The following is a 22,170-nucleotide window of genomic DNA, read 5'->3' as shown; positions in this document are numbered from 1 at the left end:
TTATCCGATTAACGCAGGTTGACCAGGGTTTGCAGCACCGAGTCCTGGGTCTTGATGGTCTGCGCATTGGCCTGGTAGACGCGCTGCGCGGTGATCATGTCGACCAGCTCCTTGGTCAGGTCCACGTTGGACGATTCGACCGACGAGGAACGCAAATTGCCAAGGCCGCCCTGCCCCGGCGCACCGACCTGCGGCGCACCTGATGCCGAACTTTCGGCCCAGACGTTGTTACCGAGTGGGATCAAGCCGTCCGGGCTGGCGAAATTGGCCAGCACGAATTGCGCCAGGGGACGCGACTTGCCGTTGCTGTACTGGCCGATAATGGTGCCGCTGGCGTCAGCCGAGAAACGCTGCAGGCTGCCCGAGGAGTAGCCGTTCTGGGTCGATTCCTTTTCGCTGGTCGGCGAGCCGTACTGGGTGGTGCCGACGAAGTTGGTGGAGATCGTCATGACCAGGTCGGCGCCGTTGTCCGGGAAGATCGGCAGGTTGATCGAGAATGGCAGGGTCTGCGGCGGCACCATCAGCGCCATTTTCGCTGCGCTCAACTGGCCGTTGGTATCGAAGCCCAGCGTGCCCACTTTCACGGCCGGCACTGTAATTGCCGCTGCCAGCTTCTGGTCGATGATGTCCGGGCTGTTGCCGGGAATCGCGCCAACGTCGGTCGGCGGCGTGTACACGGCGGCCAGTTTCGCCAGTTGGGCGGCAGTGGCGCCAGCGGCGGTAGCGGCGGCGGTCATGGCTGCGCCGGCGGCCGCGGAGTAGGCTTGCTGGGCTGCCAGCATGCCGGCCGGATTGTTGGCGGCGGCGGCGGCGTCATAGGCCACGCGCGCTGCCTTGGCAGCCGGGTCGGCCAGTACCGCCTGCGCCACGGCCTTGGCACTGACCTGCACGCCATCGCTGCCGGCATACACATCCCACACGCCGCTACCCTTGTTCACGTAGAACATCGACATGGTGTGGGCATTGCCCAGGCTGTCGAACACGTCCACTACGGTCTGCTTGTTGTAGGTCAGCGGATCGCCCGCATCGAACGGCACCTTGCTCGGGATCGCCGAGGTGGACGACAGGTTGATCTTGAAGTTCGCTTCGGTGGTTTCGACCGGGGTCAGGTCGGCGGTGTCGATCTTGATCGGCACTGGTGCGCCGGCCAGGATCACGCCGTCCTTGGTGGCCAGGTAGCCGGTGATGGCATTGCCCTGGGCATTGGTGATGATGCCGTTTTTGTCGAGCAGGAACTGGCCGTTGCGCGAGTACTGCACTTCACCGCTGGGCGCCACTGTGCGGAAGAAGCCGCCGCCATTGATCGAGATGTCCAGCGGATTGTTGGTGGTTTCGATATTGCCCTGCGTGAATTGCTGCGCGATGCGCGAAATACTCACGCCGATACCCGGGTTGTTACCAGCCACGCCGTTCAGCGAGTTGGCGTACAAGTCGGCGAACTGCGCCTGCGAACCTTTGAAGCCCACCGTGCTCGCGTTGGCGATGTTATTGCCGATAACGTCGAGCGACTTGCCTGCGGCGTTCAGACCGCTGAGACCTTGTTGAAACATGCTATTTCCCCTATCAGGTTGGGCTTACAAAACTTGTTTGATATCGTCCATGGTCAGTTGACCGATGGCTGGAACGTTGAGCTTGGTGCCGCCGGCGCCGGTGGACACGCTGGCCACGGTGCCGAAGGTCAGCGGTTGCACGCCTTCGGCCGTCTTGCCGCCCAGCATGCCGCTGACCGCCACGGTATACATGCCGTCCGGCGCCGTGGTGCCGTCGTCCATCTTGCCGTCCCAGCCCAGTGGCAGGACGCCGGCATCGACTGCCTGCAGCGTTTGCGTGTGCACCACTTTGCCGGCGGCGTTCTTGATGTCGATCTGCAGCGTGTCGACTGCATTTTTCAATTCGACACCGAACAGCCCTTTGCCCGATGCCACCTGCAAGTTCTTGCCGGCGGCCAGCACGCCGTGGTTGATCAGGTTGGTCGCCTGCAGCGAGGCCGAGTTGGCGTAATCCTTTTTCAGCGATTCGATCGTCTCGTTCAGCTTGTTGATGCCGGTGACGGTCTGCAATTGCGCCAGCTGGCTGGTGACTTGCGCGTTGTCCAGCGGGTTCAGCGGGTCCTGGTTCTTCAGCTGCGTGATCAGCAGCGTCATGAATTTGTCCTGGTCGGCCGTTACGCTCTTGCTGGAGTCAGTGCTGCCGCGCGTGTTGACCGCGTTGAGCAAGGCTTGCGTCGGGCTGCTGCCGCCAGTGACGGGGGTGTTGGTGATGGCCATGGTTACTGTCCGATCGTCAGGGTTTTCAGCAGCATGGTCTTGGCTGCATTCATGGTTTCGACATTGGTCTGGTAGGAGCGTGATGCCGACAGCATATTGACCATCTCATCGACCACGTTCACGTTCGGCATCGTCACATAGCCCTTCTCGTCCGCCAGCGGATGCTTGGGGTCGTAGACCTGCTTGAGCGGCGACGGGTCTTCCACCACTTTGCTCACTTTGACCGAGGTGGCGGCGCCGTTGGCGCTCGGGGTGGCTTCGAACACCACCTGCTTGGCGCGGTAGGCTTCGCCGCTGGCCGAGGTGGCGCTGTCGGCGTTGGCCAGGTTGGAGGCGACGACGTTCAGGCGCTGGGCCTGGGCGCTCATGGCCGAACCGGAAACGTTGAAAATGCTGAACAAGGACATTAGCTGCCTCCCTGGATCGCGGCCAGCAGGCCTTTGATCTGCGAATTAATAAAGGTCACGCCGGCTTCGTAGCGCAGCGCATTGTCGGCAAAGTTATTGCGTTCAACATCCATGTCGACCGTGTTGCCGTCTACTGCGCCCTGTGCCGGGTGGCGGTACAGCAGCGGCGTGCCGTCGGGCAGCGTGCTGCCATCCTGCGGCGGCCGCGGGAAATGCTTGTTGGCCGTGGTATTCAGGGGCTGCGGGGTGGCCGCGCGCTGCATGGCCGCCTGCAGGTTGGCGGAAAAGTCGATGTCGCGCGCCTTGTAATTCGGCGTATCGGCATTGGCAATGTTCGACGCCAGCACGGCCTGGCGCTTTTCGCGCAGGCTGAGGGCGGTTTCGTTGAACAGCAGGTAGTTGTCGAGTTTGCCTAACATGGCACTTCTCCGCTTGATGACAGATTCGATGATACGGAGCAATGTGCTTACTTGATCGGAAGAGAAAGGCCGGGTTTTTGCCCTTATTCCCCGCTTGCGGCGTGCGCGCGAAGGCTAAGATGGGCAGCATGAAACACATCCTCGTCATTGCGTCCCTGCTTGCCGCCAATGTGGCCGGCGCCACCCCAGCCCGCATGGAGCCTGCCGCCCTGCGCCAGGTGGCCGAGCAATTCCTGCAAGTCCAGACTGCCGGCCTGCCGGGCAAGGTCACGGTCAGCGTCGGCGCCGTGGATGCGCGCCTGAACCTGGCGCCCTGCCCGGCGCCGGAAGCGTTCATGATGCCCGGTGCGCGCGCCTGGGGCAAGACGACGGTCGGGGTACGCTGTGCGGCGCCATCGCCGTGGACGGTATATATTCAGTCCCAGGTATCGGTGTTGGGCAGTTACGTAGCCGCCGCCGTGCCGCTGGTGCAGGGCCAGGCCATCGAGGATGGACAGTTGGCGATGATGCAAGGTGAACTGACCGCCCTACCGCCCGGCATTGCCACCGACAAGGCGCAACTGGTCGGCAAGTCCAGCAGCCTGTCGATTTCGGCCGGCACCCCGCTGCGGGTCGACATGGTGAAGGCCAAGCCAGTGATCCTGCAGGGCCAGCTGGTCAAGCTGGTTACCAAGGGCAATGGCTTCGCGGTCTCGGCCGAGGGCAAGGCTGCCGGATCGGCGGCCGAGGGCCAGGTGGTGGCGGTGCGCACCGGCAATGGCCAGCAAATCAGCGGGATTGCCCGCCTTGGCGGGCTGGTTGAAGTAGCTTTTTGAACAAGTTTCACGATGCCAGCTAAAGTTTGGCCGCAGGTTGCCGTAATAGACTCGTATGCCGGGGTAAAGTACTCCAACCAGACGAGGATAAAGCTGTGAAGATCAACGATACATTGAAGAACACGCCGGGCTTGCCGAGTTCGCCTGCGACGGGCAGCAACGCGCGCGGCGCGGACAAAGCCGCCGCTGCGACTTCCACCGCACCACAGGCAGGTACCGACAATGTGCGCCTGTCGCCGCAAGGCCAGGCAATGGCGGCCAGTGGCGCTGCCGCCAGCAATGCCGTGTTCGACACGAAAAAAGTCGAACGCATCAAAATGGCAATTGCTGACGGTCAGTTCCAGGTCAATTCGGAAAAAGTGGCAGACGGCTTGCTGGACACGGTCCGCGACCTGCTGCACGCTCGCAAGCAACGCTAAGGAAGCATGATGGCCGCTGTCTCCCCTAAACACAGCCTGCAGGCTGAGTTGAACAAGATCACGGAATTGCTGGAAGTCCTGAAACAGGAACAGCAAGACCTGGTCGCGGCCGACATCGACCACCTGACCTCGCTGACCCCGCACAAGTCGGCCCTGGTCAATGAAATGGCCACCCTGGCCACCGCGCGCCACCAAGCGCTGGCCGAAGCCGGTTTTCCGGCCCTCGAGCTGGGCATGGAGTCGTGGCTGGAAGCCCAGCATGACGATGCCGCCAATTTCCTGTGGCAGCAGTTGCTGGACCAGACCCGCGCGGCAAAGGAATTGAACCGCCTGAACGGCATCTTGATCAACAAGCACCTGGGCCATACCCAGGGCGCGCTGCAAGCCTTGCGCCCACAGCAAACCACGGTCTACGGCCCGAGCGGCATGACCACCGGCGGCGGCACCCGCCGCGGCTTCATCGCCGGCTAAGGCTGCCATCACCGGCTCGGCGCCGGAACTTCCAACTTAATGACTTTTTATGCAACTTTCTGCATAATGGGCGGATGCGTACATTTCTCTCAGGAATTATTCTGGCGGCCACAACCGCCCAAGCCGGTGCTGCCTCCGTTCATTCCGCCCTGGGCGGCGAACAATTCGGGTTGCAGCCCGCCGACAACTTCCGCCTGACCAACGGCCGCTGCGACGATTGCGGCCAGAAGCAAGCCTTATGGTATTTCCAGGACGAGCTGATCGCCCTGCCGGCGGCCGGTGCCCGGGACGCGCCGGAACTGGTCTGGCTCGGTTCGCCGCAAGTGGTGCCGCAAGCGCGCTTTGATGGCAAGTCCCTGTACACGGCCGACGGCGGCACGCTCAATTTCCGCCTGGCGCCGAAAATCTCGACCAACCGCTCCTACTTCAACGCCGACTCCGAAGCCTTCTTCCGCCAGCGTGAGGTGCGTGTGCGCGGCCACTGGGATGAGGCCGGCCAGCAGTTTGTAGCGCGCACCATCTGGCCGCGCGACTATGTGATCGATGCCGGCAAGCTGCCGCTGCAACCGCTGTCCGGCGGCGACGACCTGCAAGGCTTTGTGCGGCATGCCGAGGGCGGCGCGCGCGGCGAGTACGCGGTACGCAAGGTGTGGCAGCGTCCCGGCGCGGCGCCGGCCGAGCTGTCCGGCAAGCCAGTGCTGGCCATGATGCTGAGCGGCGCCCAGGGCGACGACGACGAAGCTTATGGCGGGCACTTCGCCATCGCTACCGGCCGACTGGGAGCGCAGGGCGAATGGTCCGACTGGCTGGTGAATAATTTCTACGGCCTCGATTCATACAGCGAGAAAGGCATCGTGGCGTCGGCGCTGCCGGCGGATAACTACCTGATGGACTTGAACAGCGGCCAGCAATATTACCGGCCCTCGTACATGCTGGTGGCGGTGCTGAAAGACCCGCGCACGGCGCAGGCTTACCAGACCAGGGTAAACCAGGTGTTCCGCGAGTTCTACGCCCATCACTTCAGCTACCAGCACGCGGCAGCCAACTGCACCGGGATCAATGTCGACGTGCTGCGCAAGCTGGGCTGGCAGTGGCCGCTACAGGGGCCGACCAACCGCCTGAAGGCGGTCGGCGCCTTTGCCTATATGGCAGCGAAAGACATGAGCATTGCCAGCGGCAAGAAGGCCTTCAGCTATTTCACCGAGGAACAGACGCGTTTGCATCCGGCGGTGGCGTTCGACGCACTGGGCAAGGACTTGCTGAATGTGCTGGGCGGCCAGGCCGGGCGCCCGTTGAGCGGGTTTGAGCAGCAATTGCTGTCGGATGTGGAAGCGGTGATGCTGGTGCGGATTCCACAGGTGCCTTCCAGCCGCGCGTTCGGTTCGGCGCCGGCGTATTCGATCGACGAATTCATGGCGCGTGCGCCGGCCGATCGCAGCAAGTGGCAAGTGGTGCCGACGGAGCCGCGGCCATTCCCCGAGGAGTTGATGGACCAGCAGGCGAAAAAGAATTTGCATGCGTCAGCCTGGCCGGTGGCGGCACTGGTGCTGCTGGTTGCGGCGATCGGGACGGCCTGGAGCTGGCGGCGCCGGCAGCGGCTGCGGCAGCAGGTGCCGCATCGGGAGCGGCTGCGCGCCTGATTTACTGGTTTGGAAGTTCGGTGGCGGGATCGGGAATGCCGGACAAAATCGTCACCGCCACCCGCCGGTTCCGCGCCCGCGACTCCGCGTCATTGTTCAAAGCCACCGGCTGGTTATCCGCATGTCCCACCGCCGTCATGCGCGAAGCGGCAATCCCGGACTCGATAAACAGCCTGACCACAGTCCCCGCCCGTACTGCCGACAACTCCCAGTTCGACGGGAAAGCCGCAGTCCTGATCGGCACATTGTCGGTATGCCCTTCCACCTGCACATTGTGGGGGTCGTCCTTCAGCAGTGTCGCCACCGCGGTCAGCGCCTCGCGCGATTCATCGGTCAGGCTTGCATCGCCAGCCCGGAACAGCACCGACGCATTGATCTCCACACTGACCCCGCGGCTGTTCTGCGTCACCCGCACCTTGCCCTCCTTGACCAGGGGCGCCAGGGTACTGGCCAAATCCTTGGCCAGGCGCGTCATCTGCTCCTTCTCCTTCTTGATTGCCTCGTTGCGCTTGCGCGAAGCCGGATTCGGAATCGGCAAACTCTGTACTTCGGTATTGGTAGGCGGCGCCGCACCGGCGCCGCCAAACGCATCGCCCAGGGCATCGGAGAACACCTTGTACTTGCCCACGTTGACCGAGGACACCGCATACATCACGACGAAGAAGGCAAACAGCAGCGTAATGAAATCCGCGTAGGAAATCAGCCAGCGCTCATGATTCTCGGGATCGTCGTCGAACTTGCGGCGCGCGCGGCGGTTCTGCATGTCACGGCTCCCGCATCAGGGTCGCAATCCGTTCATCGATAACGCGCGTGAAATCACCGGTGGCGATGTCGTACATCACCGAGGCGGTGAGCTCCTGCAGGTAGACCTGGCGCGTGACGATGGTCTTGAGCTTGTTGGCGATCGGGTAGAAGAACAGGTTGGCCAGTCCGACGCCGTAAATGGTCGACACGAACGCCACCGCAATGCCGGAACCGAGCCGGCTCGGGTCGGTCAGGTTTTCCATCACATGGATCAGGCCCAGCACCGCGCCCAGGATGCCGATGGTCGGCGAATAGCCGGCCGCCGATTCCCAGATCCTCACCGCCTGGCGCTCGGCCGTTTCGAAAGCAGTGATTTCCATATCCAGCATCTGGCGCATCTTGTCCGGATTGATGCCGTCCACGATCATGCGCAAGCCTTTGGCTACGAACTTATCCTTGGCACCCAGCATCGGGCGTTCCAGCGCCAGCAGCCCGTCGCGGCGAGCCAGCATGCTCCAGTTATTGATATCGCGCGCCAACTGGGCGCGGTTGTCAGGCGGCGGCTTGAAAACCCAGCGCAGCATGGTCAAGCCCCGGCGCAGGGTCGGCAAGCTGGTTTGCAGCATGACTGCGCCGAACGTGCCGATCACCACGATGGCAAAAGCCGCAGGCTGCAGCAAGGAACTGATCTTGCCGCCTTCCAGCCCCTGGCCGACGATGATGCCGGCCAGCGCCAGCAACACGCCGGCTACGCTGGACCAGTCCATGCCTGCTCCCGCAGCGAGGCACGCAGGCGTGCCACGGCTTGTGTGTGCAATTGCGATACCCGGGATTCGGACACGCCCATCACGGCGCCGATCTCCTTCAGGTTCAGCTCTTCCTCGTAGTAAAGGCCCATCAGCATTTTCTCACGTGGGGGCAGCGTATCAATCGCATCGATCACAGCCTGGCGGAAGTCGGTGTCGAGCAGCGCGCGCAGCGGATCGGCATCTTCATCATGGGCGTAGCGGTCGAGGAAGCTGTCGTTGCCGTCCTCGTCGTGAAAATCTTCGTAATACACCAGCTGGTGGCCGCCGCCCTCGGACAGCATTTCCTGGTAATCGGACAGCGACAGCTTGAGCGATTTCGCCACTTCCGATTCGCTCGGCGGGCGTCCCAGGCGCTGCTGCAGCGTGGCCATCGCATTTTCGATCTTGCGCATGTCCTGCCGCATGGAACGCGGCATCCAGTCGGAGGAGCGCAATTCATCGAGCATGGCGCCGCGGATGCGCATCACCGCATACGTTTCGAACTGGGCGCCGTGGGTCTCTTCGTAGCGGTTGATTGCGTCAAGCAAGCCGATCATCCCGGCCTGTACCAGGTCATCCACTTCCACACTGGGCGGCAATTTGGCCTTCATATGGTGGGCCAGGCGCTTGACCAACGGCATGTGCGTCGTCAGCAAGGAATCCTTGTCCACCTTCCCTTTGACCGTGTACATAAAGGTTCTAATTCTTTTCAGGCTCTAAAATGGTTGCAGCTCCCCATCGCAAAACGCCCGGCCAGCTGGCGGAAGGCCACTGAAGCCCCGGCCAATGGGAAGGCGTCCACCACCGCACGACCCAAGCGGGCTGCACGCTGCAGGTATTCGTCAGCCGGTACAGACCCCATGGAAACCAGGTTGACTGCCAGGTAACGGCTTGCCGCATGTGCCATATTATCGTAAACCACCCTTGCTTCGGCCTCCGAAGCGCCGGTGACCAGGATGCCGAACGGCCGGCGCCCCAGTTCATGGTTGAGCCGCTTGATCATCATATAGGCATTCTTGATCGAAGTTGCACTGTTTGACACCTGCACCACGATCTCGGAACTGGCCATCAGCGGCACCGGGAAGGCTGCGCCGTCGAATTCCCCGTCCACCAGCACGATGCCGCTCTGGCTGGCCAGCACGCCGAAGGCCTTGGCCAGGCGGCGCCCTTCGTCCGGGCCGCGGCGCGATTCGCCGCGCGTCATCGACACCACGTTAAAGCCCTGTGGCGCCGCATGCAGCACCTGGTTCAAGCCGCAGTGCTGGCGCGCCACGTCGAGCAGGCTGGTGCCATGGTCGAGGCCAAGGCGGGACACCACGCCGTGGGCGCTGGCGCAGGCATCGACCAGCAGCACGTCATTGCCGGCCTGCGACAGCGAAGCGCCCAGGTTGACCAGCATGGCGCCTTTGTCGTCCTGCGGCGTGGCCGACAGGAAGGTGATGATGCGCGGCCGGGGGCCGGCCAGCATCCGGCGCAGGCCTTCGGCCTGGTCGAAGTCGAAATTAGCCAAAGCGTACCTCGCGCAGCATTGGGTCATGGGCGGCGCCGGCTACCAGCAGCGGCAGTTCGTCATCGCCGTATTTCGGGGTGGCCTGGCTGCCGAAGGCACGCCCTACCAGCGCCACCGGATCGGCCAGGTGCAGGTCTTCCGGCACGCGCTGGCCATTGGACATGTAGAACAGGCGCAGCTTGTGGCGGATCACCACGTCCAGCGCGGAGCCGATCGAGGCGGCTTCGTCCAGCTTGGTGATGATGGCGCCGGCCAGGCCGCTGCCCTGGTAGGCACGCACCACTTCTGACAGGGTTTCCTGGGTCGAAGTAGCGTTCATGCACAGGATGCGCTGCACGTCGGTGCCCACGCCCTGCAGCATGGCGACCTGCTCGGCCACCATCTGGTCGCGCTGGCTGACACCGACGGTATCAATCAGCACGGTGTGCTTGTTGCGCAGTTCATTCAGCGCGATGCGCAGGTCGGCTTCATCCTTCACCGAGTGCACCATCACGCCCAGGATCTTGCCGTAGATGCGCAGCTGTTCGTGGGCGCCGATACGATAGGCGTCGGTGGTGATCAGGGCCAGTTTTTCAGCGCCGTGGCGCATCACGCAGCGCGCCGCCAGCTTGGCGGTGGTGGTGGTCTTGCCGACGCCGGTCGGACCGACCAGGGCGAACACGCCGCCCTTTTCCAGCAGCGCGTCTTCATTGTTCATGGCGTTGATGTTGCGGGCCAGGACGGTGCGCATCCATTGCAATGCTTCGGCGCCGTCGCGGGTGGCGGGCAGCTTGTCGGTCAGGTAGCGCGCCAGGCTGGCGGAAAAGCCGGCGGCCAGCAGTTCGCGCAGCACCACGGTCTTGTGCGGTTCGCGCTGCTGGATGTTGGCAAAGGCCAGTTCGTTGAGCTGGGTTTCCATCATGCCGCGCATGGCGCGCAGCTCGCTCATCATGCTGGTCATATCAGCGGCTGCCGTGGCTTTGGCGCTGGCGACGGCTTCCGCAACCATGGAGGAAATGCGCTCCATATCGACTGCCGGTGCGGCCGCAGCCGCTGCGATCGGGCGGGCCGCTGCGCGTGGGGCGGATGGCGCCGGGCGGGCGCTGGCACGCACCACCGGGGCGGCAGGCTGGGAGACCAGTGCCGGCGCGTGATCGGCGGCCGGCGCGGCTGGTGCCAGGTCCAGCTGCGGCGCTGGCGCGGACATCGGGGAATCCGGGGAGTGCGGAGCCAAGGCGGCGGCATCGTCGCCGGCCAGGGCCAGGATTTCCACCGCGCCGTCGACTGCACGGTTGGAGAGGATCACCGCATCCGGGCCAAGCGCTTCACGCACCTTGCGCAGCGCTTCACGGGATGTTGGGGCGGTAAATTTTTTAACGTTCATTTCCTGCTGCTCCGACAGATTCGCACATGGTCAAATTATTGACGATGCGCAGGGGGAACAATCGGTGGAATAGCTTGGGAAATGCCGCTTAATTCAAAACCGGTAAACCGGGGTCAGACCCAAGGGTCTGACCCCGAATGATCTCGCTGCCGCGGGGTTGGTTCGAGGTTTTTGACTCTCGACGAAGATCAACTGCGCACAACCGACACCGTTGGCCGCGCTTCAGACGGTGTCTGACCCTTGGGTCAGACACCGGTTTACCGGTTTCACTGCGCGCCCACCAAGGAAGTAACCCGGATCGTCTTGGTCTCCGGAATCTCGGAATGCGACAGCACCTTAAGCTGCGGCAGCGCACGGCGCAGGAATTTGGACAGCAGCGGACGCAATACCCCCGGCACCAGCAGCACCGGCGTCACGCCCAGTGCCTCCTGCTGCTGCGTTGCCGCCGCAGCCTGCTGCGCAATGGTATCGGCCAGCCCTGGCTCGATGCCTGCCGCATCGCCGCCGCCGCTGGTCATGGCCTGCATCAGCAAGCGCTCCAGGCGGTTATCCAGCGTCATGACCGACAGTTCGCCGCCGGCCGGGAACAACTGCTGCACGATCGCCCGGCCCAGCGCCACACGCACCTGCGCGGTGAGATCGCTCGGATCCTGGGTATGCGGGGTGAACTCGGCCAGTGTTTCGATAATCGTGCGCATATCACGGATATGCACGCCCTCTGCCAACAGGTTCTGCAGCACTTTCTGCAGGGTCGACAGCGACAGCATCTTCGGCACCAGGTCTTCCACCAGTTTCGGTGAATCCTTGCCCAGGTGATCCAGCAGCGACTGTACTTCCGCGCGGCCAAGCAGCTCGGAGGCGTGCGAAGTAATCAGGTGGTTCAGGTGGGTCGCCACCACGGTGCCGGCATCGACCACGGTGTAACCCATGCCGGTAGCCTGGTCGCGCAGCGAAGCGTCGATCCAGATGGCGGGCAGGCCAAAGGCCGGATCGGTGGTCACCATGCCTGGCAGCGTGCCGCTTGCCATGCCCGGATTGATTGCCAGGTACTGGCCGTTGAAGGCCTCGCCGGTACCGACTTCCACGCCTTTCAAGGTGATGCGGTAGGCGGAAGGCTTCAGCTCCAGGTTGTCGCGGATATGCACCGGCGGCGCCAGGAAGCCCACTTCCTGCGCAAACTTCTTGCGGATGCCCTTGATCCGCTTCAACAGCTCGCCACCCTGGGTCTTGTCGACCAGCGGAATCAGGCGATAGCCTACTTCCAGGCCGAGGGTATCAACCGCCAGCACGTCCTGCCAGGTCGCCTCTTCCTGCTCGGGTGCCGCTTGCGCGCCGCCCGCGGCACCGGCAGCACCGCCACCACCTGGACCCCCCGCTTCCTGGGCCGCAACCGTTTCCGCCTTTTCCTTGGCTTTCTTCAGCAGCATATAGCCGGAGCCGATCAAGGTCGACGCCAGCAGGATGAACACCAGGTTCGGCATGCCCGGAATCAGACCCAGGCCGCCGATGATGCCGCCGGTGACAAACAAAACTTGCGGCTTGGAGAACAACTGGCTGATCACCTGGGTGCCGATGTCGGTCTCGGAGGCCACACGCGACACCACGATACCGGCCGCAATCGAAATCACCAGCGAAGGAATCTGCGCCACCAGGCCGTCACCAATCGCCAGCAGCACATAGTTTTTCAACGCATCGGCAAAGCCCATATCATGCTGGATCATACCGACCAGCAGGCCGCCCACTACGTTGATGACGGTAACCAGGATGCCGGCCACCGCGTCGCCGCGCACATATTTCGAGGCGCCGTCCATGGCGCCGTAGAATTCCGCCTCTTGCGAAACCTCATTGCGGCGACGCTTGGCTTCAGGCTCGCCGATCAGGCCAGCATTCAGGTCAGCGTCAATCGCCATCTGCTTGCCAGGCATTGCATCCAGGGCGAATCGCGCGCCCACTTCAGCGATACGGCCGGCACCTTTGGTCACCACCACGAAATTGATGATGGTCAGGATCACGAACACCACGATACCGACGGTGTAATTGCCGCCGATCAGGAAGTGGCCGAAGGCCTCGATCACCTTGCCTGCCGCATCCGGGCCGGTGTGGCCTTCGGTCAGCACGACCCGGGTTGACGCCACGTTCAACGACAGGCGCAGCATGGTCGACACCAGCAGCACGGTCGGGAATGCCATGAAGTCCAGCGGCTTGACCGTGTACAGGCTGGTCAGCAGCACGATGATCGACAGGGCGATATTGAAGCTGAAGAACAGGTCGAGCACGAACGCCGGCAATGGCAGGATCATCATTGCCAGCAGCATGATGATCAGGATTGGTGCAGCCAGGGCTTGGCCGTTACCGGCAATGCCTTTCATCCACGGCGGCATGTTCAGGGCGTTCATTCTCTGTTACTCCGTTTATTTCTTGTTCAGTGGGTCCATATCGTCCGGCACATCCAGCCTGGTCGGACGATCCGGGTAATGCAGGCCGGGACGATAGGCCTTGATCTGGTACACATAAGCCAAGACTTCTGCCACGGCGGCGTACAGGCGTGGCGGGATTTCATCGCCGATTTCGGTATGCTTGTGCAGCGCACGCGCCAGCGGCGGCGCTTCCAGGATGGCGACGCGATGCTCTTTCGCCAGTTCGCGGATCTTGGCCGCCACTTCGTCGGTACCCTTGGCTACCACGCGCGGCGCGCCCTGCCCGCCGTCGGCGTATTTCAGCGCCACCGCGTAGTGGGTCGGATTGGTCACCACCACGTCGGCGGTCGGCACTTCCTGCATCATGCGTTTCTTCGCCATTTCGCGCTGCAGCTGGCGGATCTTGCCCTTGATTTGCGGGTTGCCGTCCGACTCCTTGGATTCCTGGATCAGTTCCTGGCGCGTCATCTTCAGCTTGTTCGCGTAATGCCACATCTGGTACGGCGCATCGATCAGCGCAATGAAGCCCAGCGCGCCGACGATCACGATGAAGCTGAAGCCCAGCATATTCATCACGTGCGTGCTGCCGGTATGCAGCGGTTCGAGCATCAGGCCGATTGCCTCCTGCTGCTGGCGCGAAATGACCATATAGGCCACCACGCCTACGATGATGGATTTGATGATGGCCTTGAGCAGCTCCACCAGCGCGTTGGTGGAGAACATATTGCTGATGCCCGAGATGGGATTCAGCTTCATGAAATTCGGAGTAAATGCCTTGGCCGAAAACAGCCATCCGCCGACCAGCAGCGGCGATGCCAGTGCCACCAGCATTACCGCGATGGCGACCGGCAGGCAGGCCACCATCACCTGCACCACGTCGGTCAGGATGCGGGTAGCCAGGACATCGGGATTGAAGACTTGCTCGCGCGTCAGCGACAGCCCCGAGGTGAGGCTGCGGCTCAATTCGCGCACCAGGCCGGAACCGGTCATCCACAGGCCGGCGCCCGCTGCCATGAGAACGGTAAAGGTCGCGACTTCGCGCGACCTGGGTACGTCCCCTTCTTCACGCGCCTGCTCGAGGCGCCTCTGTGACGCGGGTTCTGTTTTCTCGGCTTCGCTGTCTTCAGCCATTGACCGCTCCTGTTTTCGACCGTGCCATTATCGCAGCGGCCGGGCAAGAGCTATCGCTGGAAAAGGGAGGTAAATCCGGCTTTACTCGGCCGGGGGCGCCTCCGGTGCGTCCACCGCGGCCGCCTTGGGACGACCCAGTTGCCAGACTTGCTGGTCGATGGCGCCGAAAATGGACTTGCCGTCGGCGTCCAGCATGTCGATCTTGATGGTATCGCCGAAGGCCATGAAGGAAGTTGTCGGCTTACCATCGGCGATCATCTCCAGGCAACGCTTTTCGGCGATGCAGGAGTAGCCCTTTTTCGCGTCCTTATTGGAGACGGTGCCGGAGCCGACGATGGTGCCGGCGCGGGCATTGCGGGTTTTGACCAGGTGCGAGATCAATTGGGCGAAGTTGAACACCATGTCGACGCCGGCATTCGGCTGGCCTACCAGCTTGCCATTCCAGCTGGAACGCAGCGGCAGGTGCACCTTGGCATCCTTCCACGCTTCGCCCAATTCATCCGGCGTGACGGCCACCGGCGAGAAGCTGGTGGCTGGCTTGGACTGGAAGAAGCCGAAGCCTTTGGCCAGCTCTTCGGGGATCAGGTTACGCAGGGATACGTCGTTGGCCAGCATCAGCAGGCGAATCTGCTGGAACGCCAGGTCGGGCGTCGCGCCCATTGGCACGTCGTCGGTAATCACGGCGATTTCCGCTTCGAAGTCGATGCCCCATTCCTCGTGCTTCAACTCGATGTCGTCGCAAGGACCGATGAAATCATCGCTGCCGCCCTGGTACATCAACGGGTCTTCCCAGAATGAGGCCGGGATTTCCGCGTTGCGTGCCTTGCGCACCAGCTCGACGTGATTGACGTAGGCGGAGCCGTCAACCCATTGGTAGGCGCGTGGCAGGGGCGCCATGCAATTCTTCGGCTCAAAGTCGAAGCTGCGGCGAGCCTTGCCCTCGGTGACCTGACGGTACAGGTCGTCGAGCTGGGGCGCGATGAAAGTCCAGTCATCCAGCGCGCGCTGCAGATTGCGGGCAATGCCATCGGCGACCACGGCGGTCTTCAGGTCGCGGGACACGACGAGCAACTGCCCGTCGCGGGTGCCGTCTTTGAGGGTGGCTAGTTTCATTTCAGGAATGCTATCGATTCAGTAGAGATAATCAATTTTACCTCTTAGATGCGAATCGTTACCATTTGGCTCAACTGGAAAGGATTTCGACCATGGCAATCGCAGCGAAGAAAATGAGCCAAGTCACCGCCCATATGGGTATCGCCTTCGGCTTGATGTACCTACTCACCGGCTCGTTGGCGTTCGGCGGCCTGGCGGCTGTGCTCGAGCCGGTGATCAATGTCGTGCTGCTGCCACTCCATGAGCGGACCTGGCATGTCCTGCGCTCGCGCTTCAGCGCACGACGGCTGACGCTAGTCGCGGCAGAGAAGGTGTCGCAGACGATGATGCATGCGCTGGTTGCTTTCGCCACGCTGTACGCCGCCACTGGCTCACTGGCATTCGGCGGGCTGGCAGCCGTATTGGAGCCGATCATCAATGTGATCGCCCTGCCCTTCCACGACCGCCTGTTCGACCGCCACGTGCTGCGGGCATCGCCAATCGCGGCGTGATAATCCGCAGCACGCCTGGGCTCAAGGCGATGACAGTTGTAACGGCAACTTCCCCGCCTCAAGCACGGTATGGATCCAGTCGAGCAGTTGATCTGGCGGGCCAGGCCTCACGTCCACCTTGCATGCGTGTTGCCATCCAACGGTCCGGGGCCGATTGAAACTCAACAAGCATGTAAATGCAGGGATGGCGATCTCGATGGATGCACCACACCACGTCATCATGGCGGTGGGTACCGTTCGGTGACACATAGCTGGCATTAATGCGCACGAAGTCGCCGGGACGGGTCCTCCTGGTCCATTGCTGGGGCACCGCCGAGCACAACAGCTCGCGTGCCAGCTCGGGGAACGAAAACAGTTGTTTGAATCCGGTATCGCTGGGACAAGCCATCCAGCTAGTCTAGTTGCCCGCAATGACATGCAATTTGGCGCGCCGCAAAACTCCGTGATAAATCTGCCGTGCGGGTGTGCGACATTTAACCGACGTTGGGCGCTAACAGTCTTAGCCTGCGAGAATCAATGATCAGGAGGCGAGCCATGCTTGGTGACAAGGACGCGATCGCAATGATCGCCGTACGGGACCTGGGCGCCGCCGCCGAGTTTTACCAAGGCATCCTCGGCCTGGAGAAACTCGAGAGCCCTGCAGAACAGGTGCTGCTTTTCCGCAGTGGCGGCGCCAAGCTCAACGTTTATCGTTCCGAATTCGCCGGCACCAACAAGGCCACCACAATTATGTGGAATGTCGGCAGCGAACTCGAAGCCATCGCGGCCAGACTGAAAGCCAAGGGCGTGGAATTCGAGCATTACAACATGCCGGGCCTGACACTCGAAGGCGACATCCACGTCGGGGAGCGCATGAAGGTAGCGTGGTTCAAGGATGCCGACGGCAATATCCTCAGCATCGTGAGCGGCTAGGAGGTCAACATGAACACAATAAGCTTCATTGCAAGCGCCCTGCTTTCGGCCCAGGCAATCGCCGGTCCGGAAATCGACAAGGAGTTCACTTCAATGGATACTGACCGGGACGCCAAGGTATCCGCGGCCGAGCATGCGGCCGGGGCGCAGCTGATGTTCGGGAAGATGGACGCCAATCGGGATGGCAAGGTGAGCGCAGCAGAAATGACGGCGGCTCAGCAGGCCATCACCGGCCAGGCGGCGAAGAAGACGGACATGTCGGCAGCCGACAAAATCAAGACCGTCGATTCCGACGGCGACGCTGTGCTCACTGTCGAGGAACACGCCAAGGCCTCGGCATCCATGTTCACCAAAATGGATACCAACAAGGATGGCTTCCTGAGCAAGGAAGAAATGGCCGCAGGGCATGCGGCCATGATGAAGAAGCAGTAATCAGGCCGGCGCCAGCAGCGCCAGCTGTTCGGCAGTGAGGTAGCACCATTCGCCTTCCTGCAGGCCGAGCGAGTCGAGCTGCAGTTGGCCGATCGCGGAACGATGCAGTGCAGAGCAGTGATTACCGGCGGCCGCCAGCATGCGTTTGACCTGGTGGTACTTGCCCTGTTCAAGCACGATCTCGAGCTGGTTCTCAGCGCGCTTGATGCAGGTAACAGCGGCCAGCGGAGCCGGCTCATCGTGCAATTGGACGCCTGCCAGCATCTGGGCTACCAGCTCGTCGGTCACCGGTTCAGCGGTCGTGGCCAGGTAGACCTTGGGCACGTGGCGCTTTGGCGAAGACTGGGCGTGGATGAATGGTCCATCGTCCGACATCAGCAGCATGCCGGTGGTGTCATGGTCGAGACGGCCAACCGGCTGGACTTCGCGCCAGGTGAATTGCTCAGGAAGCAAGGTCAGCACGCCAGGGTGATGGCTGGGCTTGCGGGAGCATTCGTAGTCGGAAGGCTTGTACAGTGCAATATAGAGGTGCGCGCGATAAACCCACTCTTCGCCAAACACTTCCAGCACCAGGCCGTCGGTTTCGATAGTCGCTTTATAGTTGTCCTGCACTTGGCCGCCGATGGCAACGTCACCGTCTTCGATCAGGGCGCGGCAGTATTTACGGGTGCCGAATCCTTGCGACTGCAGGATTCGATCCAGGGATAATTTACTCATGGGGCGGGATTTTACCGGATTTACGCTACCGCAAGCTTCCCTATTGATGCAGATCAAAGGGCGTGACAGTCGAGTTGGTACACTTAAATAGCATTAGGAATCCGCTGACTGGGCTATAGGAATTTCTTTGGGAGATCTCAGCAATGAAGCGCTATATCAACCGTAAGTCGTTGGCACAGGCCCATGCCGCTTCTCTGGAAACCAAGCTGGCAGTGGCGCGCTGGAGTGGTCAGGCAGGCGCGATGCCGCAAGCGTTGTGGCGGCGTCAACAGGGAACCGCATTGCTAGAATGGCTGGTGCAAGGCGGCTTTTCGACCGAAGAACAGAATGCGCAAACGAAAACAGCGGCCAAGGGCCGCCGTTCTCTTGCCTCCCAAAGAGACAGTGACGAGGAATGTGAATTCACTCAAGTCCGCATCCGTAATGCGGCTGCGTAGTCTGCCTCAAGTATTGATTGCTGATCGCCCTCCCCTTGAATCGAACTACACCGTCAATATAGTCCACGTCGGGGAAATGGCAAGGCAAAATCTAGGCAAAAATGCCAAGATTAACTGCTGAGCCATTCCTGCGCGCGGCCTAGCGCAGGCTTGGCTTGGCCGCATCTGCGGCCGCCTTGATCGCGCCATAACCAACTGCCGCGCCAAACTTCTTCAGTACGCGTTCAGGCAAGTTTTCATGCTGGGTGTAGTCGACGATATCTTCGGCTTTCACCACGTCGCGCGCCACGCTGTCGACGCTGCCCAGGTCGTCGGCCAGGCCCATCTCAATCGCGCGTGCGCCAGTCCAGTAAAGGCCTGAGAACATGTCCGGTGTTTCCTTCAGGCGCTTGCCGCGGCCGGTGCGCACCACGTCGATGAATTGCGCGTGGATTTCCTTCAGCATGGTCTGGGCATGCTGCTTCTGCTTGTCGGACTGCGGACTGAACGGGTCCATGAAGCCCTTGTTCTCACCGGCGGTCAGCAAGCGACGTTCGACGCCCAGCTTTTCCATGGTGCCGGTAAAGCCGAAGCCGTCCATCAGCACGCCGATCGAGCCGATGATGCTGGCCTTGTTGACGTAGATGCGGTCAGAGGCCGACGCGATGTAATAGCCACCTGAAGCGCAGATTTCATCCACCACCACATACAACGGTTTTTGCGGGTAGCCGAGGCGCAGGCGGCGGATCTCATCCACGATCATCCCGGCCTGGACGGCACTGCCGCCCGGGCTGTTGATGTGCAGGACAATGGCCACCGAGCCAGTGTCCGAGAAGGCTTTGTTCAGTGCAGGAATCACCACGTCCGCGGCGCCGCTGCCTTCGGATTCGATGCTGCCCTCGATTTCGATCAGGGCCGTGTGGCGGCCCAGCGCTTCGGCATCGCCGCCCATCAGGTTGACGCCGAAGTAGCTGGCCAGGGCGAAGAAAATGATGGCCAGGGTCGATACCTTGAAAAAGATGCTCCAGCGGCGGTTGGCGCGCTGTTCCTTCAAGGTGGCGAAGACCAGCTTTTCCAGGACTTCCCGTTCCCACTTGATCGGTGGATTTTCGGCCGGTGCGGCCGGCTGCGGGTTATTGCTTTCGTTGTTATCACTCATGGTCGTGGGCGCACATAGTCGTCGGGCAGCCAATAAATGTTTTCATCGCGTTCAGTCACGGCAATCGGGCGCAGGCGGCCGCCGCGGCACGGGCCGCCGGCACATTGGCCATTTTCGGGCATATAAATGGCACCGTGCGTGGAACACATGATATACAGGCCGCTGGATTCGAAGAACTCGCCCTCAGCCCAGTCGAGCTCGATCGGCACATGGGCACAGCGGTTCAGGTAGCCATATACCTTGCCGCCATAGCGCACGACAAAGCCGGTGGTGTCTTCGCCACCCGCGCGCAGCGGGAAACGGATACCCTTGCCGCCCTCCAGCAGCGCTTCTGCAGCGCACACCAGGATTTCAGCATCCATTACGCGTACTCATTCAGCCATTGGTGCAGCTGCGGGACCGTGCGGGCCGAGAACACCGGGTTGCACGCGGCCAGTTGATCCAGGGGATGGGCGCCGTATTCGACGGCGATGCCGGATGATCCTGCATTTTGCGCCATCATCAGGTCATGCGTGGTGTCGCCGATCATGACAGTGCGGCGCAAGTCCTGGCCCAGTTCGCGGGTCAGTTCCTGCAGCATGGCGGGGTGCGGCTTGGAAAAGGTTTCGTCGGCGCAGCGGGTGGCGTCAAACGTCGACAGCAGGCCGGCCGCGTTCAGCGCCCGGTTCAGGCCGACGCGGCTCTTGCCGGTGGCAACGGCCAGGAAGAAGCCTTGCTGCGACAGGTCTTGCAACATCTCCGGCACGCCATCAAACAGCGTCAATTCGTGGTCTTTCGCCAGGTAATGGTATCGATAGCGCTCGATCATGCGTGGATAAACCTTGGGGTCGAGACCCGGCATGGCCGCTTGCATGGCCTCGCCCAGGCCCAAGCCGATGACATGGGCAGCCTGTTCCCGGCTCGGGATCGGCAGGGCCAGGTCCTTGGCGGCGGCCTGGATGCATTTCACGATGGTGGCGGTGCTATCCATGAGCGTGCCATCCCAATCGAAGACGATCAGGTCAAATTGCTTGCGCGGCATTATTTTTTTCTCAATTCAATGGTTTCCCCAAGCTTACCAAGAATCGCTGGCATTCGGCGGCCAAAGGCGCGTTCAAGGTCATTTGCTTGCCCGTTTCCGGGTGGGTAAACGTAATCTGGTGGGCGTGCAGGAACATGCGCTTTAGCGTGCCGCGCGTTTCGGCGGCTTTCTGCAGCGCCTTGTTCAAGGCGAAATCGCCGTATTTATCGTCACCTGCGATAGGGAAGCCCGATGATTGCAGGTGGACCCGGATCTGGTGGGTGCGGCCGGTCTTCAACTCGGCTTCCAGCAGTGCAAAGCCGTCAAACTTCTGCAGCAGGCTGAACACGGTATGCGAGGCCTGGCCATCGGCTTGCACGCGCACGCGGCGTTCGCCATCCGGCAGCGTGAATTTATGCAATGCCAACTTTACATGCTGACGCTTGTTCTGCCAGTCACCCACGGCCAGCACCAGGTAGCGCTTGTCCGTCAGGCCGTCGCGCATCTGGTCGTGCAGGTTGGTCAGGGCGGTGCGCTTCTTGGCGATCAGCAGCAGGCCGGAGGTTTCCCGGTCCAGGCGATGCACCAATTCCAGGAACTTGGCATCGGGGCGGGCGGCGCGCAACTGCTCGATCACGCCAAACGAGACGCCGGAGCCGCCATGCACGGCGACGCCGCACGGCTTATTGATCACCAGCAGGTTGGCGTCCTCGAAAATGACCTCGAATTCGGCGGCCGGAACGGTCACCTCTTGTTTCTCGGCAATACGAATCGGAGGAATACGGACCAGGTCGCCGGACTTCAGGCGGTACAACTGGTCGATGCGGCCTTTATTGACCCGCACTTCACCGGAACGCAGGATACGATAGACGTGGCTCTTCGGCACACCTTTGCAAACACGCAACAGGTAGTTATCGATCCGCTGACCGGCCTCTTCTTCAGTGATTGTCACGAATTGTGCTTGCGGCAGGACCTGTTGGGGGGAAGCGGAATCGGCTTTTTGCGACTTGTTTTGGCCCGGCTTCCCAGAATTTCTCTCTAAGTCCTTCATTTTGAATATATAATCGTTATGCCGCAGTTTAATCTGCTGCATGTGTAAAGAATTAAACGTACATTTTACACAGGGGCGTATCTGCTGGCCTCGCCAAACGCAAATTCGGTAGAAAAAATTGTATACGCACATTCGTGCGCCGATCAGGGTCGCAACCACTGTTGCCATCGGCTCGAGCGCTCGTGTGCTGAATTAGACTGGCTGGATTGTTAGGATAAGTCCGGTGAGCAAGCACTACAGTCGTTGCTCGCTGGTTGATGAAGTGGATAACGCTTGCCGTTTCGCCAAGGCACCATACAAGATGTCCTGGCCCGACGATGTGCGCCCGCCTGCATTCTCCCGCCACCCGGCAACGTTCGGGCCGTTGGATGATGTTGCACGCAGTGCGCAAACTCGGCATGACGATCGGCTTCATGCGCCCAATGCGGCGGCAGCGCTTTGCGCCAGCCGCATGACGAGGCATTTCCCCCTACAGCCTCCTTAATTCA

At 61.6% G+C, this 22,170-nt stretch carries 26 protein-coding genes; 8 read left to right on the top strand and 18 right to left on the bottom strand.

The features are described from left to right. Positions 1 to 8 precede the first annotated feature (8 nt). The 4 genes from ACQ4MM_RS19915 to flgB are packed head-to-tail and all read right to left on the bottom strand — an operon-like array spanning position 9 to position 3,093. Complete coding sequence (locus ACQ4MM_RS19915; RefSeq protein ID WP_431478969.1) at positions 9 to 1,550, bottom strand: flagellar hook protein FlgE; 1,542 nt, start codon at positions 1,548 to 1,550, stop codon at positions 9 to 11. Between the two features lie 24 nt (positions 1,551 to 1,574). Then, a complete protein-coding gene (locus ACQ4MM_RS19910; RefSeq protein ID WP_431478968.1) occupies positions 1,575 to 2,267 on the bottom strand; it encodes a flagellar hook assembly protein FlgD in 693 nt (230 codons plus the stop codon). 2 nt (positions 2,268 to 2,269) lie between these two features. Beyond that, on the bottom strand, positions 2,270 to 2,674 hold the full coding sequence (flgC, locus tag ACQ4MM_RS19905; RefSeq protein WP_055930683.1) for a flagellar basal body rod protein FlgC: 405 nt from the start codon (positions 2,672 to 2,674) through the stop codon (positions 2,270 to 2,272). Continuing rightward, positions 2,674 to 3,093: a flagellar basal body rod protein FlgB gene (flgB, locus tag ACQ4MM_RS19900; protein WP_431478967.1), complete on the bottom strand. Its 420-nt coding sequence runs from the start codon at positions 3,091 to 3,093 to the stop codon at positions 2,674 to 2,676. The genes flgC and flgB overlap by 1 nt, the downstream gene beginning before the upstream one ends. Before the next feature lie 128 nt (positions 3,094 to 3,221). Between flgB and flgA the strand changes: the two genes are divergently transcribed. The 4 genes from flgA to ACQ4MM_RS19880 all read left to right on the top strand — a co-directional run bounded on the left by flgA (position 3,222) and on the right by ACQ4MM_RS19880 (position 6,438). Next, positions 3,222 to 3,908: a flagellar basal body P-ring formation chaperone FlgA gene (gene flgA / locus ACQ4MM_RS19895; RefSeq protein WP_431478966.1), complete on the top strand. Its 687-nt coding sequence runs from the start codon at positions 3,222 to 3,224 to the stop codon at positions 3,906 to 3,908. Between the two features lie 95 nt (positions 3,909 to 4,003). Next, the gene (gene flgM, locus ACQ4MM_RS19890; RefSeq protein ID WP_431478965.1) at positions 4,004 to 4,327 is read left to right on the top strand and encodes a flagellar biosynthesis anti-sigma factor FlgM; all 324 of its coding nucleotides are present in this window, start codon (positions 4,004 to 4,006) and stop codon (positions 4,325 to 4,327) included. 6 nt (positions 4,328 to 4,333) lie between these two features. Continuing rightward, the gene (locus tag ACQ4MM_RS19885; protein WP_431478964.1) at positions 4,334 to 4,798 is read left to right on the top strand and encodes a flagella synthesis protein FlgN; all 465 of its coding nucleotides are present in this window, start codon (positions 4,334 to 4,336) and stop codon (positions 4,796 to 4,798) included. A gap of 74 nt (positions 4,799 to 4,872) precedes the next feature. Next, positions 4,873 to 6,438: a hypothetical protein gene (locus tag ACQ4MM_RS19880; protein WP_431478963.1), complete on the top strand. Its 1,566-nt coding sequence runs from the start codon at positions 4,873 to 4,875 to the stop codon at positions 6,436 to 6,438. Position 6,439: 1 nt separating this feature from the next. On the opposite strand, the gene motD is transcribed toward ACQ4MM_RS19880, so the two are convergent. The 8 genes from motD to ACQ4MM_RS19840 all read right to left on the bottom strand — a co-directional run bounded on the left by motD (position 6,440) and on the right by ACQ4MM_RS19840 (position 15,504). Continuing rightward, entirely contained in the window at positions 6,440 to 7,201 is a 762-nt protein-coding gene (motD, locus tag ACQ4MM_RS19875; protein WP_431478962.1) for a flagellar motor protein MotD, read from the bottom strand. A 1-nt stretch (position 7,202) separates the two neighbouring features. Then, complete coding sequence (locus ACQ4MM_RS19870) at positions 7,203 to 7,949, bottom strand: flagellar motor protein (RefSeq protein WP_431478961.1); 747 nt, start codon at positions 7,947 to 7,949, stop codon at positions 7,203 to 7,205. After that, positions 7,931 to 8,662: an RNA polymerase sigma factor FliA gene (locus tag ACQ4MM_RS19865; protein ID WP_431478960.1), complete on the bottom strand. Its 732-nt coding sequence runs from the start codon at positions 8,660 to 8,662 to the stop codon at positions 7,931 to 7,933. Before ACQ4MM_RS19865 ends, ACQ4MM_RS19870 begins: the two co-directional genes overlap by 19 nt. Positions 8,663 to 8,679: 17 nt before the next feature. Further along, complete coding sequence (locus ACQ4MM_RS19860) at positions 8,680 to 9,480, bottom strand: MinD/ParA family ATP-binding protein (protein WP_431478959.1); 801 nt, start codon at positions 9,478 to 9,480, stop codon at positions 8,680 to 8,682. Further along, entirely contained in the window at positions 9,473 to 10,843 is a 1,371-nt protein-coding gene (gene flhF, locus ACQ4MM_RS19855; protein WP_431478958.1) for a flagellar biosynthesis protein FlhF, read from the bottom strand. The genes ACQ4MM_RS19860 and flhF overlap by 8 nt, the downstream gene beginning before the upstream one ends. A 266-nt stretch (positions 10,844 to 11,109) precedes the next feature. Continuing rightward, positions 11,110 to 13,239, bottom strand: a complete 2,130-nt coding sequence (gene flhA / locus ACQ4MM_RS19850; RefSeq protein ID WP_431478957.1) for a flagellar biosynthesis protein FlhA — start codon at positions 13,237 to 13,239, stop codon at positions 11,110 to 11,112. A gap of 15 nt (positions 13,240 to 13,254) precedes the next feature. Then, the gene (gene flhB, locus ACQ4MM_RS19845) at positions 13,255 to 14,391 is read right to left on the bottom strand and encodes a flagellar biosynthesis protein FlhB (protein WP_431478956.1); all 1,137 of its coding nucleotides are present in this window, start codon (positions 14,389 to 14,391) and stop codon (positions 13,255 to 13,257) included. Between the two features lie 81 nt (positions 14,392 to 14,472). Then, the gene (locus tag ACQ4MM_RS19840) at positions 14,473 to 15,504 is read right to left on the bottom strand and encodes a fumarylacetoacetate hydrolase family protein (protein ID WP_431478955.1); all 1,032 of its coding nucleotides are present in this window, start codon (positions 15,502 to 15,504) and stop codon (positions 14,473 to 14,475) included. Positions 15,505 to 15,596: 92 nt separating this feature from the next. Here ACQ4MM_RS19840 and ACQ4MM_RS19835 point away from each other — a divergent pair, with 92 nt between their 5' ends. Further along, complete coding sequence (locus tag ACQ4MM_RS19835) at positions 15,597 to 15,995, top strand: DUF2061 domain-containing protein (RefSeq protein WP_431478954.1); 399 nt, start codon at positions 15,597 to 15,599, stop codon at positions 15,993 to 15,995. Positions 15,996 to 16,053: 58 nt separating this feature from the next. On the opposite strand, the gene ACQ4MM_RS19830 is transcribed toward ACQ4MM_RS19835, so the two are convergent. Continuing rightward, a complete protein-coding gene (locus ACQ4MM_RS19830) occupies positions 16,054 to 16,383 on the bottom strand; it encodes an Rpn family recombination-promoting nuclease/putative transposase (RefSeq protein ID WP_431478953.1) in 330 nt (109 codons plus the stop codon). 146 nt (positions 16,384 to 16,529) lie between these two features. Between ACQ4MM_RS19830 and ACQ4MM_RS19825 the strand changes: the two genes are divergently transcribed. Together ACQ4MM_RS19825 and ACQ4MM_RS19820 are read left to right on the top strand one after the other, a co-directional pair. Further along, positions 16,530 to 16,907, top strand: coding sequence for a VOC family protein (locus ACQ4MM_RS19825; RefSeq protein WP_431478952.1), 378 nt, complete (start codon positions 16,530 to 16,532; stop codon positions 16,905 to 16,907). Between the two features lie 9 nt (positions 16,908 to 16,916). Further along, positions 16,917 to 17,339, top strand: a complete 423-nt coding sequence (locus tag ACQ4MM_RS19820; protein ID WP_431478951.1) for an EF-hand domain-containing protein — start codon at positions 16,917 to 16,919, stop codon at positions 17,337 to 17,339. On the opposite strand, the gene ACQ4MM_RS19815 is transcribed toward ACQ4MM_RS19820, so the two are convergent. Then, positions 17,340 to 18,056, bottom strand: coding sequence for a pseudouridine synthase (locus ACQ4MM_RS19815; RefSeq protein ID WP_431478950.1), 717 nt, complete (start codon positions 18,054 to 18,056; stop codon positions 17,340 to 17,342). It abuts the gene before it with no gap. A 143-nt stretch (positions 18,057 to 18,199) separates the two neighbouring features. Here ACQ4MM_RS19815 and ACQ4MM_RS19810 point away from each other — a divergent pair, with 143 nt between their 5' ends. Continuing rightward, the gene (locus tag ACQ4MM_RS19810; protein WP_431478949.1) at positions 18,200 to 18,493 is read left to right on the top strand and encodes a hypothetical protein; all 294 of its coding nucleotides are present in this window, start codon (positions 18,200 to 18,202) and stop codon (positions 18,491 to 18,493) included. 139 nt (positions 18,494 to 18,632) lie between these two features. Here ACQ4MM_RS19810 and ACQ4MM_RS19805 read toward each other — a convergent pair whose 3' ends face one another. From ACQ4MM_RS19805 to ACQ4MM_RS19790, 4 genes are read right to left on the bottom strand one after another with little or no spacing between them, the layout of a single operon-like run. Beyond that, positions 18,633 to 19,631, bottom strand: a complete 999-nt coding sequence (locus ACQ4MM_RS19805) for a S49 family peptidase (RefSeq protein ID WP_431478948.1) — start codon at positions 19,629 to 19,631, stop codon at positions 18,633 to 18,635. Further along, the gene (locus tag ACQ4MM_RS19800) at positions 19,628 to 19,993 is read right to left on the bottom strand and encodes a Rieske (2Fe-2S) protein (RefSeq protein ID WP_431478947.1); all 366 of its coding nucleotides are present in this window, start codon (positions 19,991 to 19,993) and stop codon (positions 19,628 to 19,630) included. The genes ACQ4MM_RS19805 and ACQ4MM_RS19800 overlap by 4 nt, the downstream gene beginning before the upstream one ends. Further along, positions 19,993 to 20,652 carry an HAD-IA family hydrolase gene (locus tag ACQ4MM_RS19795; RefSeq protein WP_431478946.1) on the bottom strand — a complete coding sequence of 220 codons (660 nt, stop codon included), beginning with the start codon at positions 20,650 to 20,652 and terminating at the stop codon, positions 19,993 to 19,995. The genes ACQ4MM_RS19800 and ACQ4MM_RS19795 overlap by 1 nt, the downstream gene beginning before the upstream one ends. Positions 20,653 to 20,662: 10 nt before the next feature. Beyond that, positions 20,663 to 21,682 carry an RluA family pseudouridine synthase gene (locus tag ACQ4MM_RS19790; protein WP_431479060.1) on the bottom strand — a complete coding sequence of 340 codons (1,020 nt, stop codon included), beginning with the start codon at positions 21,680 to 21,682 and terminating at the stop codon, positions 20,663 to 20,665. Between the last annotated feature and the right edge of the window lie 488 nt (positions 21,683 to 22,170).

It is taken from the genome of Massilia eburnea (assembly GCF_050709955.1).
Taxonomy (GTDB): Bacteria; Pseudomonadota; Gammaproteobacteria; order Burkholderiales; family Burkholderiaceae_D; genus Rugamonas; species Rugamonas eburnea_A.
The sequence above is the reverse complement of the archived record's forward strand: the minus strand, read 5'-3'. Positions and strand labels throughout refer to the sequence as shown.

Coding starts and splice junctions, on each gene's coding strand:
- ACQ4MM_RS19800 (WP_431478947.1), bottom strand. CDS start 19,993: ATGGATGCTGAAATCCTGGTGTGCGCTGCAGAAGCGCTGCTGGAGGGC.
- ACQ4MM_RS19865 (WP_431478960.1), bottom strand. CDS start 8,662: ATGTACACGGTCAAAGGGAAGGTGGACAAGGATTCCTTGCTGACGACG.
- ACQ4MM_RS19810 (WP_431478949.1), top strand. CDS start 18,200: ATGAAGCGCTATATCAACCGTAAGTCGTTGGCACAGGCCCATGCCGCT.
- motD (WP_431478962.1), bottom strand. CDS start 7,201: ATGCAGAACCGCCGCGCGCGCCGCAAGTTCGACGACGATCCCGAGAAT.
- ACQ4MM_RS19915 (WP_431478969.1), bottom strand. CDS start 1,550: ATGTTTCAACAAGGTCTCAGCGGTCTGAACGCCGCAGGCAAGTCGCTC.
- ACQ4MM_RS19870 (WP_431478961.1), bottom strand. CDS start 7,949: ATGGACTGGTCCAGCGTAGCCGGCGTGTTGCTGGCGCTGGCCGGCATC.
- ACQ4MM_RS19880 (WP_431478963.1), top strand. CDS start 4,873: ATGCGTACATTTCTCTCAGGAATTATTCTGGCGGCCACAACCGCCCAA.
- flgC (WP_055930683.1), bottom strand. CDS start 2,674: ATGTCCTTGTTCAGCATTTTCAACGTTTCCGGTTCGGCCATGAGCGCC.
- ACQ4MM_RS19795 (WP_431478946.1), bottom strand. CDS start 20,652: ATGCCGCGCAAGCAATTTGACCTGATCGTCTTCGATTGGGATGGCACG.
- ACQ4MM_RS19885 (WP_431478964.1), top strand. CDS start 4,334: ATGATGGCCGCTGTCTCCCCTAAACACAGCCTGCAGGCTGAGTTGAAC.
- ACQ4MM_RS19790 (WP_431479060.1), bottom strand. CDS start 21,682: ATGAAGGACTTAGAGAGAAATTCTGGGAAGCCGGGCCAAAACAAGTCG.
- flgA (WP_431478966.1), top strand. CDS start 3,222: ATGAAACACATCCTCGTCATTGCGTCCCTGCTTGCCGCCAATGTGGCC.
- ACQ4MM_RS19910 (WP_431478968.1), bottom strand. CDS start 2,267: ATGGCCATCACCAACACCCCCGTCACTGGCGGCAGCAGCCCGACGCAA.
- flhB (WP_431478956.1), bottom strand. CDS start 14,391: ATGGCTGAAGACAGCGAAGCCGAGAAAACAGAACCCGCGTCACAGAGG.
- ACQ4MM_RS19840 (WP_431478955.1), bottom strand. CDS start 15,504: ATGAAACTAGCCACCCTCAAAGACGGCACCCGCGACGGGCAGTTGCTC.
- ACQ4MM_RS19805 (WP_431478948.1), bottom strand. CDS start 19,631: ATGAGTGATAACAACGAAAGCAATAACCCGCAGCCGGCCGCACCGGCC.
- flgB (WP_431478967.1), bottom strand. CDS start 3,093: ATGTTAGGCAAACTCGACAACTACCTGCTGTTCAACGAAACCGCCCTC.
- ACQ4MM_RS19815 (WP_431478950.1), bottom strand. CDS start 18,056: ATGAGTAAATTATCCCTGGATCGAATCCTGCAGTCGCAAGGATTCGGC.
- ACQ4MM_RS19830 (WP_431478953.1), bottom strand. CDS start 16,383: ATGGCTTGTCCCAGCGATACCGGATTCAAACAACTGTTTTCGTTCCCC.
- ACQ4MM_RS19825 (WP_431478952.1), top strand. CDS start 16,530: ATGCTTGGTGACAAGGACGCGATCGCAATGATCGCCGTACGGGACCTG.
- ACQ4MM_RS19835 (WP_431478954.1), top strand. CDS start 15,597: ATGGCAATCGCAGCGAAGAAAATGAGCCAAGTCACCGCCCATATGGGT.
- ACQ4MM_RS19820 (WP_431478951.1), top strand. CDS start 16,917: ATGAACACAATAAGCTTCATTGCAAGCGCCCTGCTTTCGGCCCAGGCA.
- flhA (WP_431478957.1), bottom strand. CDS start 13,239: ATGAACGCCCTGAACATGCCGCCGTGGATGAAAGGCATTGCCGGTAAC.
- flhF (WP_431478958.1), bottom strand. CDS start 10,843: ATGAACGTTAAAAAATTTACCGCCCCAACATCCCGTGAAGCGCTGCGC.